Raw genomic sequence first — 19,340 nt, 5'->3', positions numbered from 1 at the left:
TATATTTAAAAAAATATAAAAAAACACCGCTTTTTAGCGATGATATGGCTGCCCCAGTTAGATTCGAACTAACGCATGTCGGAACCAAAACCCGATGCCTTACCGCTTGGCTATGGGGCAATAATGGTGGGGGGAGAGGGATTCGAACCCCCGAATCCTAAGAAAGTGGGTTACAGCCACCCGCATTTGGCCGCTTTGCTATCCCCCCATAAAAGGTTCAGATATATTATACATATATTTTTTAAAAAGCAAAAATATTTTTTAAAATTTAATTTTGGAGTATAATATATAAGCAAACCCAAAATTAGGAGTATAGTTCAACGGTAGAACAACGGGCTTCAACCCCGTCTGTTGTGGGTTCGAATCCTGCTACTCCTGCCATCTTAAAGCAGTTTAATAAATCAGCTTAAAATTATGCTGATTTATTAAACTGCTTTATTATTTTATTTTAATATATAATTTTAATTATGCACAAAAAATATAAATTTGGTTTTTTAGGCACAGGAGCCTATGGCTCAGCAATTGCTAACGTTTTAACTTCAAACAAAATTGAAGTTATTATGTACGGAATAGATGAGCAAGAAATTTCAGATATTAATCAAGGTTTTAATACGAAATATTTTAAAGATCATAGTTTTAAAAATAAACACTTAATAAAAGCAACAAATAATTTAGAGGAAGTAATAGATAATTGCGAAGCTATTTTATTGGCCGTCCCATCTTTTGCTATTAATGAAGTTTTAGAAAAAATTCTTACTTTAAGACCAAGGTTAAAATTTAATTTAATTAATATTGCTAAAGGTTTCGAGAAAACTACTAAAATGTTTTTTTCTGAATTTATTAAACAAAAAATGAAAAATAATTTAAGTAATCTAGCTACAATTCTCGGTCCTTCCTTTGCCCAAGAACTCTTTTTAGGCTCAAATACTATTGTTAATGTTATTAGTGATTCACAAAAGTATGCAAAATATTTAGCAAGTCAATTTAACAATAAATATTTTAAATTAGTTATTGGCGAAGATTCCTTTGCTTCTGAACTTTTTGCAGCCCTTAAAAATGTTTTAGCAATTGGTGCAGGAATTTTATATACTTTAAATAATTCTCGTAATGCACAAGCTGCTTTTTTAACTACTGGTTTAAAAGAAATTATGGAAATTTATAAACTCATTGCGCGTACAAAGAAATATAAGTCAATCTTTGATTATTCCACATTTGGCGATATATTACTTACCTGTACTTCAGAAAAATCTCGTAATTATAGTTATGGTAAAGCAATTGCATTGCATGGGCTTAATGAAGCTAATAAAATATTTAAAGGAACAATTGAAGGGAAAGAAGCTGCTACAGTTGTTTTAGAAATTATTAATGCTTTTAAAGTTGACTTTGTTGTTTTTAAATTAATTATTGGTATTTTATCTGGTAAATTAAATCCAAAAAATATTAATAAGTTTATTAATTAATTATCAATAATAGTGTAAAATATAAAAATATATATACGTATAATATTTTAATATTTAGAGAAATGGAGTATTAATGTTTAAACATAAATTTAATGCAGACAAAAATGAAGTTCTTGTGACTTTAAAATGAGAACGAAGTGATTTTGAAACTAAATTACAAAAATCACTAGATCTAGCAGTAAAAAATATTAAAGTTCCAGGGTATAGACCTGGAAAAGCACCAAAGGAAAAATTATTACAAAGAGTAGATATTCTGGCAGTGCAAGATCGTTTAATTAAAGATTATGTTAATTCAAAATGAAACGATTTAACTAAATACTTAGACGACAAAAAATTAAAAGTTCTTAACTATATTTTAAATTTATCTCAAGAAGATAATAAAGACGATGAATACATTAACTTAGATGTTCACCTTCCAGTAATTCCATCATTTGACGATGTTGACTTTAGCAAAGTAGATATCAAATTAACATTACCAAAAGTAACTAAGGAAAATGTTAAAGATGATATAAATCACTTTACGAGTCATTTAACTACAAAAACTGAAGTTAAGGAAAAAACCGCTAAAACTCAATTAAGAGATACAGTTGTTTTAGACTTTAAAGGATTTATTGACGATGTTGCCTTTGAAGGTGGAGAGGCAACTCACTATGAATTAGAACTTGGTTCAAATTCGTTTATCGCTGGCTTTGAAGATCAACTTTTAGGTAAAAAAACAGGTTATGAAGGTGAAGTTAATGTTACATTCCCTACAACTTACTTTGTAAAAGAATATGCAGGTAAAGAGGCAATATTTAAAGTTAAAATTCACAAAATCTTAAGACAAAGCACTTTAGCTTTAGATGATTCAGTTTTTGAAAAACTTGGTCATAAAAATGTTAAAAACTTAAAAGATTTTGAAAAACTTACTGAATTAAAATTAAATTTAGAAGGCTTATCATCAGCTTTAACTAAATATGTTGAAGAATTAGCTTTTGAAGCTTATAAACAATCAAAAACTAAATTAAACAAAATTTTCTTTGAAAAAGAAATTACAAAACTTAAAAACGAATTTAACAAAAACTTAGAACAATTCGGAATTAAAAAACGTGAATATATTTCACTATTAAAAACATCTGAAAAAGCTATTGATGATGAAATTAATGCTTCAGCTGAAAAAACAGCCGCAATTAGCTTTTTAAGATCTAAAATGATAGAGAACTTAAAATTTGATCAAAAAGCCGCTAAAGAACAATTTAAAGATAAATTAGCTTACTACTCTCAAGAATCTGAAGCGGAAAACATTTCTGAATTTTTAGTTCACAATATTGAATTACTTAAATTAATTGGTAAAGCAAAAGAATCAAAAGATATTGAAAACTTTATAGCTAAAAAAATCACTAAGTAATAATAAAAAGCTTAATATTAAAATTAAGCTTTTTTAAATATTTTTTTAAAATACACAAAACTATTTGTTAATAGATCTTTAAAGGGCTTTTAAACTACGTTTTAATATTCCAGAAAGCCCATCATAAAAATCAAATAAAAAAACTGGCACTTAAGTCAGATTTTCGCTGGAGGTTGGTGCACTATACAGGGCTTGAACCTGCGACCTTTTGATTACGAGTCAAATGCTCTGCCAACTGAGCTAATAGTGCATAAAAATAAACCATTTAAGGTTATTTATTCAGTCATTAAAATAATGATATGGTACATCATACAGGGCTTGAACCTGCGACCCGCTGGTTAAGAGCCAGCTGCTCTACCAACTGAGCTAATGATGTACTATTATTATAACACTTTCTATAAAAAATAATTAAATAAATTTTGTTATTTATAAACAGTTAAAATAGCTTGTTTTAAATCAACTATGCTACCTTCGATAAAATCATCATATTCCACCTTTACAACATTGCTTTCAGGTAATAAGACAATAATTGCATCAGTGATTAAGTTTAAAGCTCTAAGTTTATTTAAATCCATCTTAACTAAAGCATCCCCTTCCCTGACTTCCCTGCCTTCTTCAATTAAAGGTTCAAAAGCTTCAGGGCATTTTAAAGTATCAATACCTAATGAAACTAAGACTTTAATTCCATCACTTGTTTTAATTACATATGAATTAAATGAAGGGAAAACAAGATCTAAAACACCACTTGCGGGTGATTTAATAATAATAGTTTGAGAAGAAGAACTAAATTCAATTACAAACCCAGGACCAAGATTACTATAATCATAAGTTTGTTTAGAAACTTTATCTAATAATTTAATTTTACCAGCAAAAACTGGATAAATTTGTTGCTGTATTGTTTGTTGCTTCTTTTTAAATAAATTATTTAATATACGCATTAATACTCCTTGATGTAATACTTTAAAACTATTTTACTGGTTTTTCTTAATAAATTAAGTAAATAAATAAAAATTCAAACCTTAAAGGTTTGAATCGGACATAACTGAAATGGAGCGGGTGAAGGGAATCGAACCCTCATAGTCAGCTTGGAAGGCTGAAGTTCTGCCATTAAACTACACCCGCATTACTTAATTGCTATAATATTATAGCATAAAATTTTTATAACATAATTATTTTTTAAAATATTTTGGTGGCCCCGGCAGGAATCGAACCAGCGACACACAGAGCTTCAATCTGTTGCTCTACCAACTGAGCTACAGGGCCGAAAATGGCGGTCCAGACGGGGATCGAACCCGCGTTCTCCTCCGTGACAGGGAGGCGTATTAACCACTTTACCACTGGACCATTGGTTGCGGAGACAGGACTTGAACCTATGACCTTCGGGTTATGAGCCCGACGAGCTACCAAACTGCTCTACTCCGCGATATGAAAAGATTTATTAAATAATAATGGCGGGTGATGAGGGATTTGAACCCCCGCGGGCCGTGAAGCCCCTGCTAGTTTTCAAGACTAGTCCCTTCAGCCAGACTTGGGTAATCACCCATTATTTTTGGTGGACCTAACAGGATTCGAACCTGTAACCGACCGGTTATGAGCCGGTTGCTCTAACCGTTGAGCTATAGGTCCAAAATAAATTAGATTGGTAGCACCGAAGAGAGTTGAACTCTTGACCTTCCGGGTATGAACCGGATGCTCTAACCAACTGAGCTACAGTGCCATATATATGGTGGAGAGTATGGGATTCGAACCCACCACCTCCTGCGTGCAAGGCAGGCGCTCTAGCCAAATGAGCTAACCCCCCATAAAATGGTGAAGAAGACAGGATTTGAACCTGCGACCACTACAGCCCAAATGTAGTGCTCTACCAAGCTGAGCTACTTCTCCATAACTTTAGGCTATATTATTATACAGTACTTTTTTAAAAAACAAAAAATTATTTTTTATTATTTCCCTGCTGCCTATATATAATACCACAACTTTGCAAAAACATAAATATTTTTTTAAAATATTTTAAAATACAAAAGATAACAAAAAATATTCAGGTGACCTGAATATTTAAATATGAATAAAATTATTATTAAAGCATAACTAATAATTAAACAAGTTCAATGATTGCCATACGTGTGCTATCACCTTGACGTCTTGGTAATCTAATAATTCTAGTGTATCCACCGTTACGATCTTTGTATTTCGGTGCAATTGTGTCAAATAAATATTTTAAAAGTTCTTTTTCTTCACCTTTGGTGTTAACTGTTAGTTTACGTAAGTATCCAGCTACCATACGACGGTTAGCTAAAGTAGGGTTTTTTGCTTTTTGAATCATTCTTTCTGCATGTCTTCTTACTTCTTTTGCTCTAGTTAAAGTTGTAGTAATAGACCCATTTGCATAAAGTTCACTTACTAGTGAACGCATTACACCAGTTCTTCATTTCGTATCACGTGAATAAATTTGTGTTGGATTTGCCATATTATTTTTCTTCTTCTCCTTGTGCTAATTCATAACCATGTTCTCTAAGTTTCTCAACAATCTCATCAATTGACTTACGACCTAAGTTTTTTGTTACTTCAAGTTGTTCAAGAGTAAGTTCTGCAACTTGACTAATTTTACGTTTTCCAATTTTCCTAAGGGCATTAAGCGAACGAACAGACAATCCTAAAAGTGAAATATCTAAATCGTCGTCAATTGGTTGGACTTCTTCTTTTTTTTCTTCTTCAAAAATCTTAACTTCTTGCATATTGTCAACATCCCCAATTACTTGGAACATTCCAATTAAGATTTTTGATGCTTGCCTAATGGCTTCTTTAGCAGAAACACTTCCATCAGTTTGTAATGAAAATTCTAATTCTTCTTCTATTTTAGCTGAAGAAGTATTTAAATCTGTAGTTTCATATTTAGCTTTTTTAATTGGCGAAAAGTCTGAATCAACTGCGATGAATTCAGCTTGATTTTTGCTTGCAATATCTGAAAGATCGCTAAGTTTTATAAGTATCTCTGGATCATTGATAAAGTCTTTATTTTCACTAAATGGAATAAAGCCTCGTCCAACTCTTAAGTACATTTCGATTCTTAAAACATTTTCTTTAACTGTTTCGGCAATAAAAATGTTTTCATCAACTACATTTACTCCAGGAGTTTCAACTTCAATTAATTTTGAAGTTACTTTTCCTACATCGCTTACACGTAATTTTACTTTAATAATTTCATCGGCAGCAACAAATTGAGGGTCGTAAGTGAAACGTACTTGCCTTAAGTTCATGATGATTGATGGAACGTCTTGAATTACTCCATTAATTGCTCCAAATTCATGTTGAACTCCAGAGATTTTAACACAAAATGGTGCTAAAGCAGTAATATTGGATAATAATACTCTTCTTAAAGCTACTCCTAATGTGTTTCCAAAACCTCTTTCAAGTCCTGATAAAGTAAAGGTTACTTCATCTTGACGAGCTTCTTTATATTCAAGTTTTTCTCTATATAAGAGTGGTTGAAAAGTTTTAATGTCAGTCATAAATATTCCTTAACTAGTTATAAATTATTTTCTAGCACGTTCACGTTTTAAAATACGTTTTGGTGGGCGTGTCCCATTATGAGGAATAGGTGTAACATCTTTTATTTCAGTAACTGTAATCCCTGATACTTCGATTTGTTTTTTAGCTGCATCTTTACCTGCGCCTAAACCTTTTAGTTCAACTTTAACTGACTTAATTCCGTGTTCTTTAGCTGCTTCAGCTGCTGCTGCTGCTGCTAATCCTGCTGCATATGGAGTTTTTTTCTTAGTTCCTTTATAACCAATAGCTCCTGATGAACTTCAAGCAATAACATTACCTTTTTCATCTGCAAAGGTAACAATTGTATTTTGGTTAGTCGAGTGTATGTGAGCTACACCACTAACAATATTTTTCTTTTTAGTTTTGCGAGCCATAATTATTTACCTTTCTTTCCTGCAACAGTTTTTCTAGGACCTTTACGTGTACGAGCATTCTTTTGAGTTGATTGCCCACGTACTGGCAGACCTTTACGGTGTCTAATTCCACGATAACATTTAATTTCCATTAAACGTTTAATATTTAAAGTTGTTTCTCTACGTAAATCACCTTCGGTTAAGTAAGCTTTTGCTTCTTCACGAATTCTTGATAATTCTTCTTCAGATAAATCTTGAACCCTTGAATTTTCGTTAATCTTTGCTTTTTTGCAAATTTCTTGTGCTAATGATTTTCCAATTCCATAAATGTAAGTTAATGAAATAACAATACGTTTATTATTAGGAATTTCAACATTTAGAATTCTAGCCATATTTTACTCCCTTCTTAACCTTGTCTTTGTTTGTGTTTAGGTTGTACACAAATTACACGGTTGACACCTTTTCTTTTGATCATTTTACAGTCTTTGCACATTTTTTTTACACTTGCTCTAACTTTCATAGTTACTCCTTATATTATTTGTGTCTGTAGACAATGCGTCCTTGTGTCAGATCATAAGGACTAAGTTCTACATCAACTGTGTCACCAGGTAAAATACGAATGTGATGTACACGCATTTTACCAGAAATATGAGCTTTAATAATTGCACCGTTATCTTCTAATTCAACAGTATATAAATCCATTGTATGAGCTTCTTTAACGATGGCTTTAAATTTTATTGCATCTTTTCCCAAATTAAATTCCTTTCGTAAGAACAATTCCTTTGCCATCTTTAATTAAAACAGTATGTTCATAGTGAGCGGTATTTTTATTATCCTTGCTTACTACAGTTCAGCCATCTTTAAGAATCTTAATTCCTTGACTTTGTGTAATCATTGGCTCAATACAAATTACCATTCCATCACGCAGTAATGGACCAGTTCCTTTTTTTCCATCATTTGGAACGTAAGGATCTTCGTGTAATTCTAAACCAATGCCATGGCCTGAAAATTCATCTGGTGTATATAAATTGTTCTTTTTAATATATTGACCAATAGCATATGAGATATCACCAATTCGTGCTCCTTTTTTAATAGCATTTAATCCAACTTTAAATGCTCCTTTAGCTACGTTAATTAGTTTTAAGTCATTTTCAGTTACTTTTCCAATTGGTTTAGTAAAAGCACTATCACTATTATAACCTTCTCATATACATCCTAAATCAACACTAATTAAATCACCATCTTTAACCTTATAATTTGATGGGATTCCATGGATCAATTCTTGATTAACAGATATACATGCTGTTGCTGGGAAGTCATATAAACCTAGAAATGCTGGCTTTGCTCCCCGCTTTATAATTTCTTTAAAAGCTAATTGATCGATTTCTTTTAAAGAAACCCCTGGTCTTATAAAGTCTCAAACTACTTGTTTGACTTCTGCCAAGATTTGACAACTTTTAGTAATTTTCTCGATTTGTTCTTTAGTTTTAATTGTAATTGCCATATTGTCTCCAAAATAAAATTTAATATAAAAAAGATACTTTACTAAAAGTACCTTTATTTTACCATAAAATTAAATTTTTTCTAAAACTTTTTCTGAAACTTCTTTTGGGCTGTCTACGGCATCTATCGAAATGAAATTGGCTTGAGTTTCATAAAAATCAAGTAGTGGTTTAGTTTGCTCTTGATATACTTTTAACCTCGTAGCAATTTTTTGCTCACTATCATCCTCACGGGTAAAAAGTTCGTTCTGATCTAAGTCACAAATTCCAGGAGTTTTTGGTGGTTGGAATTTAACGTGGTAACTTGTGCCACAAAGTTTACATAACCTACGACCACTTAAACGCTCAATAATTACTTCGTTAGGCACATTTAGTTTAATAATCTTAAACGTAAAACCAGTTTGGTTTTTTAAAAATTCAGCTTGTTCTTTAGTACGAGGATAACCATCTAAAATAAAGTATTTTCCTTGGTTTTTTAGGTTATTAATTGCATTAAGCACAATATTATTAGTTACTTCATCTGGCACGTAACCACCAGAATTAACATAATACTCAACTTGTTTTCCAAGCTCAGTTTGATTTTTAATTTCATTGCGGAATATATTCCCGGTTGATAAATGAACTAAATTAGTTTCTTGTGAAATGATACCAGCAACTGTTCCTTTGCCAGCTCCAGGAGCGCCCATAAAAATTAAGTTTGTTTTTATCATAAAAGTCCTTCGTTTTTATTAATACTATCTTCATCAGAATTAGCTAATTCTAAGTTTTTGTATGTTTGATGCTTAGCTAATGATAATTTATTTGATTTATTTCTTGCTTTTAGTTGACTAACTGTTTCAAGAGCTGTAGATACTAAAATCATTAAACTTGTACCACCAAAAGCAATACTTGTAGGTAGCAAGCCCGTCATTGTTTGCACAAATTGCATGCTTGCTAAAATCACTAAATAAAATGATGAAAATACACTTAATCTAAATACTACTGCAATTAAGTAATCTTGAGTATCTTCTCCAGGTCTAAGTCCTGGAATGTAAGTTGAATTCTTAGTGAAATCTTCTGCAACTTTATCAACTCTAGATTGTTGGATCCCCATAACCAGTGAAAATAAAAATACAATTGAAACTAATAAACCAAAACCTAAAGGTGAAGTAAATTGCATGTTAATGTTAATTCATTGTTTTGCTGCATTTGTCTCAGGTAAAATGTTTGCAATCATTGATGGAAATGATAAAACCATCATTGCAAATATGATTGGCATAATTCCACCTGGATTTAATTTAATTGGTAATTTACCAATTTCTTTTTTATTTTTTGATCTTCCAGCCCCAACTTGTTGAATTGGAATATGTCTTTCTGCCACATAAACAATTGCAATGATTAAAAGTACAAACAAATAACTAGAAATATAGGCAATAAAAGCTAAAATGTCTACAACGATACTTTGACTCTTTAAATCACCAATATAGTATACAAAAGCAGATTGAAATTGAAATGGCAACCTTGCTGCAATCCCAGTAAAAATAATTAATGAAGTACCATTACCAATTCCTTTATTAGTTATTTGTTCAGAAATAAATAAAGCAAATAATGAAGCAGCTGTTAAAATCATTGGTACAAGGAAGTAAACTATTGTTGCTTCAGAAAAAATGTTAGTTCCAGTAATTTGAATAAAACTAGAACGAGCACTTCCTGTTGACAAAGAACGAGTTAAAAATACTGCTTGCGGGTAAGCAATAACTAAAGTAATAAAACGAGTCATAATATTAATTTTACGGCGTCCCTGTGGTCCTGATTGACTCATTTTATGAATTGGTGGTACTAATTTAGATTGCAAGACCATCATAATCAGTGAAGCATTAATAAAGGGGCTAATTCCTAAAGCAAACATTGAAAACTGGCGCAATCCTCCACCACCAATTAAATTTAGTGTATTTAAAAATGAATTATCACTAATTTGATTAGTATTTGAAAGTTTGATAAATGGTGCAGTTATAGTTGTTCCAGTTATAAAAATTATTAATAAGAAAAATGTAAAAATAGCTTTTTTTCAAAGTTCTCTACGTGATCAAAAGTCTTTTCATTTTGTATTAAATTTATAGAATAATTTCGATACTGCAAGCGTTAAATTTTGCAATTTGACTCCTATCTATTAAAAATATATTATATTATATAAAAAAAATAGATTAATCAAATATTAAAATTTAAAAACATATTATCTTAGTACTCTAATTTCTAAATTAATGCTTAAATTAGTTATTTCTATTTAAAATAATTCTTGTAATCTTTCGAGTAAACTCATAAAATTTTATCACTAAACTCTAGAAAAAAACATACAAATAACTCTATTTATAACATGTCCATTATAAGAAATTTAATTATGATGAAATTTATCTTTTTTATAAAGAAAATTAAATAAGAAAGTATTTTGTCAATAATTCTATTTAATTCATCAATAAAATATCTTTATCTAGTATTGGTCATAAATATAAATATGTAAGTGGTTTCTAAATTTAAAAAACTTTCTTAAAAACTTTAAATTTAGGCAAAAAACCTATTAATATACTTAATTCCTAGGTAATAAATACTTTTAAAATAAAATTAGTTAAAAAAGTAAGTTTAAATTTGGTAAAATATAAAAAATTGTTAAATTTTCAAACTAAAAAATAGCAACATTTTTTTGGTTGCTATGTTAATTAACCTTCTTTTAATTTTTATTTGAATGTAAAATACTATGTAACTCTTTTATTTCTTGATAATCATATATACCATGATAATCTACAAAGGTAACTGATTTATTTTTAGGCACTAAAAATACTTTTCAATTAATAGGGTAAAATATCGCAGATCTTCAGTTTTCACCTTCTTTAAGGTAAAGATAATTTATTGTATAAATTTTAAAACTATCATCAGTTTCTAAATTTAATATATTAGTACTATAATTATCAGCTTCAAGTATATAAATATTATTTGTTTTTAAAACTTCATTAACATCTTTATCGATAAGATAAAGATGTTCAAAAAGTTTCTTTATTTCATTATCATTAAGATAATTAGCATAATTTGGGCGTTTTTTAAAATTATTAATAATTAAATTATTAAAATCATCAAGTGTATTAATTTGAATAAAATTACTATTTTCCATGTATTGAGTTTTAGAGAAAAAATCATAATTTAGTCAACTTATATTGTCTTTGCTATACATATTAGGTCATGATTTTCTCCAAGAAGTTGGAGCAAAATAAGAAGATTTAACATACTCTGCTTCTTTATTTCTGAAATCCAATGCTATACTCTTTCTTTTATCTTTTTCTTGTGGACTGAACATATTACTATCATATATATCTTTGCCATTTTTATCTTTTATCGATACATTTCATATTACTATTTCGGCAACACTATAATTTGTCTCTTTTCCCTTTATTTCTTCAAAAGGTAGAACAAAACCTTTATAGACTTCAAAACTTTTATTTTTTTCAAAGTTTGCTATGTTATAAAATAAATCTGTTTCTTGTATGCGAACGTGATTCTTCATTAAGATATCAGAAATATCTTTTCCCCTAAGGAAAAATTTCTCAAAAAGCTCCTTAATTTGCTCATCGCTAAAATTTGTTGCATATTTAGATTGAGTTTTAAAATTATTAATTACTAAATCATTAAAATCATCAAGGGTTTTTATAATTAAAAATTTATTATCTTGCTGTTTAATAGTTGAAATAAAACCAGAATTTAAGGTAGATTCAGTTCTATAAACTCGAATATTGCCAGGAAGAAAAGTATTTTCACCAATATCTGGAAGGAAATATTTTGCTTTTTTATCATTCTTATTAAATTTTATTATTGATTGAATAATTTCCTCTTTATCTTTTGCTTGTATTTCCTTAATATTATCAGTAATTTTATAGTGAAAATAATATTCTTCTTGCACTGATTCTTTAATTATATTGCATGAAATACTTACAAAAGGAATTAAAGAAGTAAAACTTAATAGTAATTTCTTAGTTATTTTCATCTCTTACCACATGAGTTGCTGCAATTAAATCATTAACAGAATTTGTCGATTTATCAACACTATTTTTATAAACTCTATATCTGTAAATTCCTCTGTTTGCTGTTTTATAACTAAATAATTTATCATTACTGTTTTGCACTCTCAAATTAACAACAAGTTCTCATCTACCATAGTCATTTAATCTTTCCAAACGTAGATTATAGTGACTAAATCACCTATTATATTGTAATTCTTTAGCTGTTTGTTGATTTAATTGTCATTCATTATTATGTGTTGCATCCCAAATCTTACCCTCTCGTTCGACCCTAGCTAGTTCAGCTTCGTGTTCTGCTTGTTTTCTAGATCAAGAAAAGAAATTTAGGAAAGAATTTCATCAGTTGTTTTTTGGTGTATATTTTGGCCTTGATTCTTTTGTTTTTAAAAGCCCTGCATTAAACATTCATGAAGCAGCAAATTGGATCTCTTGTCCTGCTTCTAGCGTTATTGAGTCACTGGATAAAACAAAGTCTCTTTGACTAGAAGGGCTTACACTTACAATTTTATAATTATTTGCGGCTTGTTTCATGCCTTCAAAATCAACAGTTCCAGCCCCAAATTTACGTTCATAACCACTATTTTTATAGTAAGTATTACGTACCTTTGGCCTAATAGCTGATGCTGATAAAACAGATTTTATGATAGGAACCCTATGTTCACTATTAGCAATAGTAGGTTTTATTTTTAATAAATTAGATATTATGCCAGCAACAAATGGGGCTGCATAACTTGTCCCAGTCCCAATTTCATTTTTATTATATGCTATTTCATAAAATGTAGATGGTGCAGTAACTAGAGGTTTTGCAAAATCTTTGTATTCATTAAGTAATTTATAATTTGAATATGATGCAACACCGCTACTTCTAATATTTTCTTTTGTAGCATCCTCACTTGATGCAGCAACAACAACTGAATTAAGAGATAATTGAATATCTCCAATATGATTGTGTTTACCTGGTTTTTTTGATTCATTTCCAGCTGCTATTACATGGATAACACCATATTTTCTAGCTAAAAAGTCTAAAAAGTAAGCTTGTTCTGTATATTTTATTTGTCCAAATGTATAGCTGTGATTTATAATTTTTACTTCATCTTCTTTTACCATTTTTTCGAGATATTTATTCCATTCTCCATCTGTTGAAACAGTAGAAAGATAGACATTAGAAGTTTTATCAACTCCATGCTTGCTTCCAACTATAAGAGAAACAGTCGTAGAGTGATGTTCTGGCCCTTCACGCTTCTCTCTAGATTCTGATTCTTGTAAATTTATACCTTTTTCAAAAAAGGTAACGTAATTATGATCAAAATTTGCATGATATAATTCAATAATACCTATTTTACTTCCTTTTCCTTCTAGTGTTTCGTAACTTTCTCCATTAACCATTGCTAAACTTCTTCTCACAGAATCAGCAAATCGGTTAATATTTACTTTGTTATTTACATATTTTCTCATATAAACTTTTTGGTCGGGAGTTGGATTATATATTCATTCTAAAAAAGAGTCTGTTACCCTGTGTGATGTATATTCGTTTTTATAAATAATAAATCTAACTACTTCTTCCCAATTTTTTATTTTATTTGTAAAAGATTCTCTCTCCTTTTCATTTTCAAAATAAAATCAAACTGCTGGTATTGATGTACTTGAAATATATGATAAATATTTAAAATTATTATTAATTATTTTTTTAATAAATTGTTGGTTAAAATTACTAATAATTCTCTCATCATCTCTTTCAATTCCGGGGTTAAGTAATAATTTTAATTCGTATTTATTATCGATATATTCTGGTATAAAACTATCTTGATGTAAGTTTAAATGAGATATTGATTTTTATTCTCTTACTTCAAATTTATGGTCATTTAAGTAGTTATATCAGTGTAAATTTTTAGTTTTAGGAGTTGTGCTAAAAGTATTTATCGATAAAATAGAGATAAAAGCAAAAATACTACTAAAAAATTTAAAAATTGTTTTTTTCATCGCTCTCCTTAATTTTATTTTAGCAAAGTTTTGTGTAAAATTATATGTCTTGCTACTCTTAGATTTAATTAATATAGAGATATTATAGCAAAAAATAATGCACAAAAATATTTAGAAAATATTACAAAATTTCTTCTCTTATATATTATAAAATTAAAATTTTTATTAAACTTATAAGATAAATTGCCTATTTTTAAGTGATAATCTAACACATATTTTGGTATTAATTTTTGATTATTTTTCTTCCTTCTTGCTCAAATTTGTTTATTAAATTGGTTGTAAATATCCTTGTGATAATATTTATTTTTACCAATTCTTTTTGTTTTTTCATTATGATAATAAGTAAAACTTTTATCAGTATATACTCCAAATTTATATTCAAAAACATCACCATTTATTATTATTTTTCTCCTTTTTATTTTCTTTACTTTTCAGTTCTTAAATTCATTTTTTTCTAATCTAATTTTAGATCTAAAAATATATTCTTCATCATTTCAATTTTTAATCATTTTTTGATTATCTATTTCAACTCAATTTTCAAATTTGCTCATATAAAAATTTTATAAAAAAGCACCCTTTGGTGCTAAGTTCTACCTTGTAAAAGTCTTTACCTTTTCTTGCTGATATTCCAAAATATCTTCATACCGTTCTTCGAAAACTTTTTTTAAAGTTCTCTATTTTATTTGTATTTTGAGAGTTTCTAGTAAATAAAATTTCATAAGCTAAATCTTCATCCTTTTTTTCTTTAAAAATTCATTTTTCTTTTAAAGCTGAATCTACTTTTTCTTTTGTGCTATAAATATTTTTAGCTTCTAATTTGTTTTTATCTTCTGATTGAATCACTTCTATAAAGCTCATATTTAAATTATTTTTTATATTTTCGTTCACTTTATTTACTATTTTTTTAATATCTTCTTGAGAAAAGCTATTTGATGATAAATATATAGTTTTATTTTTATTAAAATTATTAAAATCTGCATCACTAATTTTAAAAATTGAAGTTGTATCAATAAATTTTTGAACTTGATTATTATATTTATTCATTGTAACTAAAACATGATTATCATTTAACTCTCATGTTTGACCCCAATAATCCAATTTATCAAGCATTGATAAATAATATTTTTCATTATCTGAATTACACAAAATTAAAGCTTCATGTTCCATTTTTTCTTCAAACTCATTAAATATAATAGAATTTTCTTTCAATTTCTCTCTTAAATAATATACATAATATTGGAATTCATCTCTTACGGCATTCTTTATATTTTTAACTTCATCTTTAAAATCTTCATCAGTATTCCTGTTTTGAATAACGTCATCTATGAATTTTTTATATCTAAGGTTATTCTTAACATTTTTATTTAATCTTCTAAATTCATCGATTAAAAGATTTTCATCAGAATATATCATATAGGATTTAAATTTTTTATCATCATCTTTAAAAACTAAACTAACAGAGACTTTAGGAGGTTCTTGAGATAAATTTTCATATAATCCATTATAAATTTTTGTTATATCTTCGTGGCTTAAATGAGATTAATTTAAATAAAGAACATTTTTTTCATCAAAAACCTTATCAAAATCTTCTTCACTAATTTTAAAAATTTGAGTTATGTCAACATAACTGTCTTTTCAAGGCAACCTTTTTTGTGTTTTTTATTAATATTTCATTATTAATTGGGTTTCTAAAAAATCCATCTCTATCATAAACACCTCTTGTTTTAAGATAATATAAATTCCCTAAATCATCAACGAAAATGATTGTTGGATGAAAATCAATTTCATTTACAAATCTATCAAAAATAATTGATTTTCCAGTTTTAATCATTTTTCTATTTAAGTCATCCCTATCTCAGACCATATTACTCCTTAATTATAAATTCTATTTATAATTAAATTATAAGGTTTTTGTAGAATATTAAAAGAAATTAATTATGTGTTTTATTGTTGAATAACTATTTTTTAACTTTTAAAACTTTAATTTTGGTAGTAAATATTTTTTTATTTTTGTTATATTTAAGTACAACTTGTTATAAAAAAGACAGCAGAAAACAAAAAACTCCCGTTGGGAGTTATGCTATTTCAAAACTGAATAGTAAACTTTAATTTATTAAAATGTCTTGAATACATTTAACTTTTAAACCTATCAATTTATTAGTAATGGTCAGCTGAATGTATTACTACACTTACACTTCCATCCTATCAACCTCGTAGTCTACAAGGAATTTCAAGGGAATACTTATCTTTGAGGAGGCTTCCCACTTAGATGCTTTCAGCGGTTATCCCTTCCGTACTTAGCTACCCAGCTATGCTCCTGGCGGAACAACTGGAACACCAGCGGTACGTCCACTCCGGTCCTCTCGTACTAAGAGCAGCTCTCATCAATATTCCAACGCCCACATCAGATAGGGACCGAACTGTCTCACGACGTTCTGAACCCAGCTCGCGTACCGCTTTAATTGGCGAACAGCCAAACCCTTGGAACCGACTCCAGCTCCAGGATGCGATGAGCCGACATCGAGGTGCCAAACCTTGCCGTCGATGTGATCTCTTGGGCAAGATAAGCCTGTTATCCCCAGGGTAACTTTTATCCGTTGAGCGACTGCCGTTCCATGACGTACAGCCGGATCACTAAGTCCTGCTTTCGCACCTGCTCGACTTGTAGGTCTCGCAGTCAAGCACACTTCTACCTTTGCGCTCTACATACGGTTTCTGACCGTATTGAGTGTACCTTTGAACGCCTCCGTTACCTTTTAGGAGGCGACCGCCCCAGTCAAACTACCCACCACGCACTGTCTCCCCGCCGGATAACGGCGGCAGGTTAGAAACTCAACATACCAAGGGTGGTATTTCAAGGTTGACTCCTTCAAGGCTAGCGCCTTGATCTCACTGTCTCCCACCTATCCTACACATGTTAGGCCAAGTTCCAATACGAAGTTGTAGTAAAGCTCCATGGGGTCTTTTCGTCTTGATGCGGGTACCCAGCGTTTTCACTGGGACCATAATTTCACCGAGTCCAATGTTGAGACAGTTGAGAGATCATTGCGCCTTTCGTGCAGGTCAGTATTTAGCCGACAAGGAATTTCGCTACCTTAGGACCGTTATAGTTACGGCCGCCGTTCACCCGGGCTTCATTTCAACGCTTCGCTAAAGCTAACGCATCCACTTAACCTTCGGGCACTGGGCAGGCTTCACCCCCTATACATCACCTTGCGGTTTAGCAGAGAGCTGTGTTTTTGATAAACAGTTGCCCCTCACAATTTACTGTGGCCAACTTGTTACAGTTGGCACCCCTTTTCGCGAACTTACGGGGTTAATTTGCAGAGTTCCTTAACATTGGTTTTCTCGCTCGCCTTAGAATACTCATCTTGGGAACGTGTGTCCGTTCTCGGTACAGGTACCCTGTTATTTAAACGTTTAGAAGCTTTTCTTGGAAGTATGAAATCACACAATTGAGTCCTAAGACCTATGCATCATAGCTCCCGGTATTAGAATACGCATTTAACTATATTCACCAGTTACTATTTACCCCTAAATCCATTAATAGGTAGTGTTATCCTTCTCCGTTACTCCATCACTATAACAAGGTAGTACAGGAATATTAACCTGTTGTCCATCAGATACGCTTTTCAGCCTCTCCTTAGGTCCTGACTAACCCTGGGTGGACGAACCTTCCCCAGGAAACCTTTCCCAATAGGCGTCGTAGATTCTCACTACGAATCGTTACTCATACCGGCATTCTCACTTCTTAACGCTCCACCAGTCCTCACGGTCTGACTTCTCCGCATTAAGAACGCTCCTCTAACGTACTTTTGTACCCGTGGCTTCGGTATTATGTTTTACTCCCGTTACATTATTGGCGCAAGATCTCTTGACTAGTGAGCTATTACGCACTCTTTAAAGGGTGGCTGCTTCTAAGCCAACCTCCTAGTTGTTTATGAAATCTCACAACCTTTCTGACTTAACATAATTTTGGGACCTTAGCCGACGATCTGGGTTGTTGCCCTCGCGAGCCGGGACGTTAGCACCCCGGTTCCGACTGCATGATAATACACAATGGTATTCGGAGTTTGATTATAGTCAGTACCGCTAGGCGCGGCCATTCCATATTCAGTGCTCTACCACCAAAGTTTAACATCACACGCTAGCCCTAAAGCTATTTCGAGGAGAACCAGCTATCTCCAAGTTCGATTGGAATTTCTCCGCTATTCACAAGTCATCCGGGCACTTTTCAGCGTACTACGGTTCGGCCCTCCACTTGGTATTACCCAAGCTTCAGCCTGCTCATGAATAGATCACCTGGTTTCGGGTATATATCAACATACTAAACGCCCTATTAAGACTCGATTTCTCTACGGCTCCGCTTTTTTCTGCTTAACCTTGCATGTTAACATAACTCGCCGGTCCATACTGCAAGATGTACGCCATCAGCCATTAACGGCCTCTGACTAATTGTAAGTAAGTGGTTTCAGATTCTATTTCACTCCCCTCCCGGGGTTCTTTTCACCTTTCCCTCACGGTACTAGTTCACTATCGGTGTCTGATTAGTATTTAGCCTTACCAGATGGTCCTGGCGGATTCAGACAGGGTTTCACGTGCCCCGCCCTACTCAGGATACTATCAAAAGTTTTTGTTATTTCGCATACGGGAGTCTCACCCTCTATGCTATAGTTTCCCAACTATTTCTGCTATAACAAAAATTTGTGACTTTATGTAGATAGTCCTACAACCCCACCCGAAGGTGGTTTGGGCTCTTCCAAGTTCGCTCGCCGCTACTAATGGAATCATTATTTATTTTCTTTTCCTGTTGCTACTAAGATGTTTCAGTTCACAACGTGTCTCGCATTCAAGACTATTTTATTCATCTTGAAGCAGTTAGACATTACTCTAACTAGGTTCCCCCATTCGGAAATCCCCGTATCGTAGCTCATATCCAGCTCCACGAGGCTTATCGCAGGTAATCACGTCCTTCATCGACTTCCAGACCCAAGGCATCCACCACTCACTCTTACTTATTTAAAAGTTCAATATTTACCTATTGTTGTTGATGTATTCAAAGACAT

General features: G+C 31.1%; 18 protein-coding genes, 14 tRNA genes and 1 rRNA gene. 3 read left to right on the top strand and 30 right to left on the bottom strand.

Translation table 4 applies throughout. The features are described 5' to 3' along the window. Window positions 1-45: 45 nt before the first annotated feature. Window positions 46-120, bottom strand: a tRNA-Gln gene (locus EXC44_RS03010). Window positions 121-124: 4 nt separating this feature from the next. Further along, window positions 125-208: transfer RNA gene (locus EXC44_RS03005), tRNA-Tyr, on the bottom strand. 98 nt (window positions 209-306) lie between these two features. Here EXC44_RS03005 and EXC44_RS03000 point away from each other — a divergent pair. The 3 genes from EXC44_RS03000 (at window position 307) to tig (ending at window position 2,847) form a co-directional block, all read left to right on the top strand. Continuing rightward, window positions 307-381 (top strand) — tRNA-Trp (locus EXC44_RS03000). 86 nt (window positions 382-467) lie between these two features. Continuing rightward, window positions 468-1,460, top strand: a complete 993-nt coding sequence (locus EXC44_RS02995; RefSeq protein WP_129621784.1) for an NAD(P)H-dependent glycerol-3-phosphate dehydrogenase — start codon at window positions 468-470, stop codon at window positions 1,458-1,460. Between the two features lie 73 nt (window positions 1,461-1,533). Next, complete coding sequence (gene tig, locus EXC44_RS02990) at window positions 1,534-2,847, top strand: trigger factor (RefSeq protein WP_129621783.1); 1,314 nt, start codon at window positions 1,534-1,536, stop codon at window positions 2,845-2,847. A gap of 174 nt (window positions 2,848-3,021) precedes the next feature. Here the strand turns inward: tig and EXC44_RS02985 are convergent. The 28 genes from EXC44_RS02985 to EXC44_RS02855 form a co-directional block, all read right to left on the bottom strand. Further along, a tRNA-Thr gene (locus tag EXC44_RS02985) sits at window positions 3,022-3,097 on the bottom strand. Window positions 3,098-3,147: 50 nt separating this feature from the next. After that, window positions 3,148-3,223, bottom strand: a tRNA-Lys gene (locus EXC44_RS02980). 46 nt (window positions 3,224-3,269) lie between these two features. Further along, window positions 3,270-3,785 (bottom strand): PTS glucose transporter subunit IIA, encoded by a 516-nt coding sequence (locus tag EXC44_RS02975; RefSeq protein WP_129621782.1) that lies wholly within the window; start codon window positions 3,783-3,785, stop codon window positions 3,270-3,272. A 110-nt stretch (window positions 3,786-3,895) separates the two neighbouring features. Further along, a tRNA-Gly gene (locus EXC44_RS02970) sits at window positions 3,896-3,969 on the bottom strand. 65 nt (window positions 3,970-4,034) lie between these two features. Beyond that, window positions 4,035-4,110: transfer RNA gene (locus EXC44_RS02965), tRNA-Phe, on the bottom strand. Window positions 4,111-4,115: 5 nt separating this feature from the next. Further along, window positions 4,116-4,191: transfer RNA gene (locus EXC44_RS02960), tRNA-Asp, on the bottom strand. Between the two features lie 2 nt (window positions 4,192-4,193). After that, window positions 4,194-4,270: transfer RNA gene (locus EXC44_RS02955), tRNA-Met, on the bottom strand. A 26-nt stretch (window positions 4,271-4,296) separates the two neighbouring features. Beyond that, window positions 4,297-4,389, bottom strand: a tRNA-Ser gene (locus tag EXC44_RS02950). Window positions 4,390-4,397: 8 nt separating this feature from the next. Further along, window positions 4,398-4,473, bottom strand: a tRNA-Ile gene (locus tag EXC44_RS02945). Between the two features lie 14 nt (window positions 4,474-4,487). Beyond that, window positions 4,488-4,564: transfer RNA gene (locus EXC44_RS02940), tRNA-Met, on the bottom strand. Window positions 4,565-4,571: 7 nt separating this feature from the next. Next, a tRNA-Ala gene (locus tag EXC44_RS02935) sits at window positions 4,572-4,648 on the bottom strand. Window positions 4,649-4,654: 6 nt separating this feature from the next. After that, window positions 4,655-4,731, bottom strand: a tRNA-Pro gene (locus EXC44_RS02930). A gap of 211 nt (window positions 4,732-4,942) precedes the next feature. Beyond that, entirely contained in the window at window positions 4,943-5,314 is a 372-nt protein-coding gene (gene rplQ / locus EXC44_RS02925) for a 50S ribosomal protein L17 (RefSeq protein ID WP_120160351.1), read from the bottom strand. A gap of 1 nt (window position 5,315) precedes the next feature. After that, window positions 5,316-6,356: a DNA-directed RNA polymerase subunit alpha gene (locus EXC44_RS02920; protein ID WP_223213753.1), complete on the bottom strand. Its 1,041-nt coding sequence runs from the start codon at window positions 6,354-6,356 to the stop codon at window positions 5,316-5,318. Window positions 6,357-6,380: 24 nt separating this feature from the next. Next, window positions 6,381-6,770, bottom strand: a complete 390-nt coding sequence (gene rpsK, locus EXC44_RS02915; protein ID WP_129621781.1) for a 30S ribosomal protein S11 — start codon at window positions 6,768-6,770, stop codon at window positions 6,381-6,383. Between the two features lie 2 nt (window positions 6,771-6,772). After that, on the bottom strand, window positions 6,773-7,141 hold the full coding sequence (gene rpsM / locus EXC44_RS02910; protein ID WP_120160353.1) for a 30S ribosomal protein S13: 369 nt from the start codon (window positions 7,139-7,141) through the stop codon (window positions 6,773-6,775). A gap of 14 nt (window positions 7,142-7,155) precedes the next feature. Beyond that, a complete protein-coding gene (gene rpmJ / locus EXC44_RS02905; protein WP_099309583.1) occupies window positions 7,156-7,269 on the bottom strand; it encodes a 50S ribosomal protein L36 in 114 nt (37 codons plus the stop codon). Between the two features lie 14 nt (window positions 7,270-7,283). Further along, the gene (infA, locus tag EXC44_RS02900; protein ID WP_129621899.1) at window positions 7,284-7,502 is read right to left on the bottom strand and encodes a translation initiation factor IF-1; all 219 of its coding nucleotides are present in this window, start codon (window positions 7,500-7,502) and stop codon (window positions 7,284-7,286) included. 1 nt (window position 7,503) lies between these two features. Beyond that, a complete protein-coding gene (map, locus tag EXC44_RS02895) occupies window positions 7,504-8,253 on the bottom strand; it encodes a type I methionyl aminopeptidase (RefSeq protein WP_129621780.1) in 750 nt (249 codons plus the stop codon). A 69-nt stretch (window positions 8,254-8,322) separates the two neighbouring features. Beyond that, complete coding sequence (locus EXC44_RS02890; protein WP_099309586.1) at window positions 8,323-8,961, bottom strand: adenylate kinase family protein; 639 nt, start codon at window positions 8,959-8,961, stop codon at window positions 8,323-8,325. Next, on the bottom strand, window positions 8,955-10,385 hold the full coding sequence (gene secY, locus EXC44_RS02885; RefSeq protein WP_129621779.1) for a preprotein translocase subunit SecY: 1,431 nt from the start codon (window positions 10,383-10,385) through the stop codon (window positions 8,955-8,957). Before secY ends, EXC44_RS02890 begins: the two co-directional genes overlap by 7 nt. Before the next feature lie 570 nt (window positions 10,386-10,955). Next, window positions 10,956-12,260, bottom strand: a complete 1,305-nt coding sequence (locus tag EXC44_RS02880) for a hypothetical protein (protein WP_129621778.1) — start codon at window positions 12,258-12,260, stop codon at window positions 10,956-10,958. Further along, a complete protein-coding gene (locus EXC44_RS02875) occupies window positions 12,247-13,749 on the bottom strand; it encodes a S8 family serine peptidase (RefSeq protein WP_129621776.1) in 1,503 nt (500 codons plus the stop codon). The genes EXC44_RS02880 and EXC44_RS02875 overlap by 14 nt, the downstream gene beginning before the upstream one ends. Window positions 13,750-14,127: 378 nt before the next feature. After that, window positions 14,128-14,274, bottom strand: coding sequence for a hypothetical protein (locus EXC44_RS03930; protein ID WP_165001850.1), 147 nt, complete (start codon window positions 14,272-14,274; stop codon window positions 14,128-14,130). A 68-nt stretch (window positions 14,275-14,342) separates the two neighbouring features. Then, window positions 14,343-14,825, bottom strand: a complete 483-nt coding sequence (locus EXC44_RS02870; RefSeq protein WP_165001849.1) for a hypothetical protein — start codon at window positions 14,823-14,825, stop codon at window positions 14,343-14,345. Continuing rightward, window positions 14,791-15,687, bottom strand: coding sequence for a hypothetical protein (locus EXC44_RS02865; protein WP_129621772.1), 897 nt, complete (start codon window positions 15,685-15,687; stop codon window positions 14,791-14,793). The genes EXC44_RS02870 and EXC44_RS02865 overlap by 35 nt, the downstream gene beginning before the upstream one ends. Window positions 15,688-15,874: 187 nt before the next feature. Further along, on the bottom strand, window positions 15,875-16,138 hold the full coding sequence (locus EXC44_RS02860; protein WP_129621769.1) for a hypothetical protein: 264 nt from the start codon (window positions 16,136-16,138) through the stop codon (window positions 15,875-15,877). Window positions 16,139-16,410: 272 nt separating this feature from the next. Further along, window positions 16,411-19,299: ribosomal RNA gene (locus EXC44_RS02855) — 23S ribosomal RNA — on the bottom strand. Window positions 19,300-19,340: the final 41 nt, after the last annotated feature.

This window comes from Mycoplasmopsis bovirhinis (assembly GCF_900660515.1).
Taxonomy (GTDB): Bacteria; Bacillota_I; Bacilli_A; order Mycoplasmatales; family Metamycoplasmataceae; genus Mycoplasmopsis; species Mycoplasmopsis bovirhinis.
Note: the sequence above shows the minus strand (reverse complement) of the source record. Positions and strands in the feature narration are given on the sequence as shown.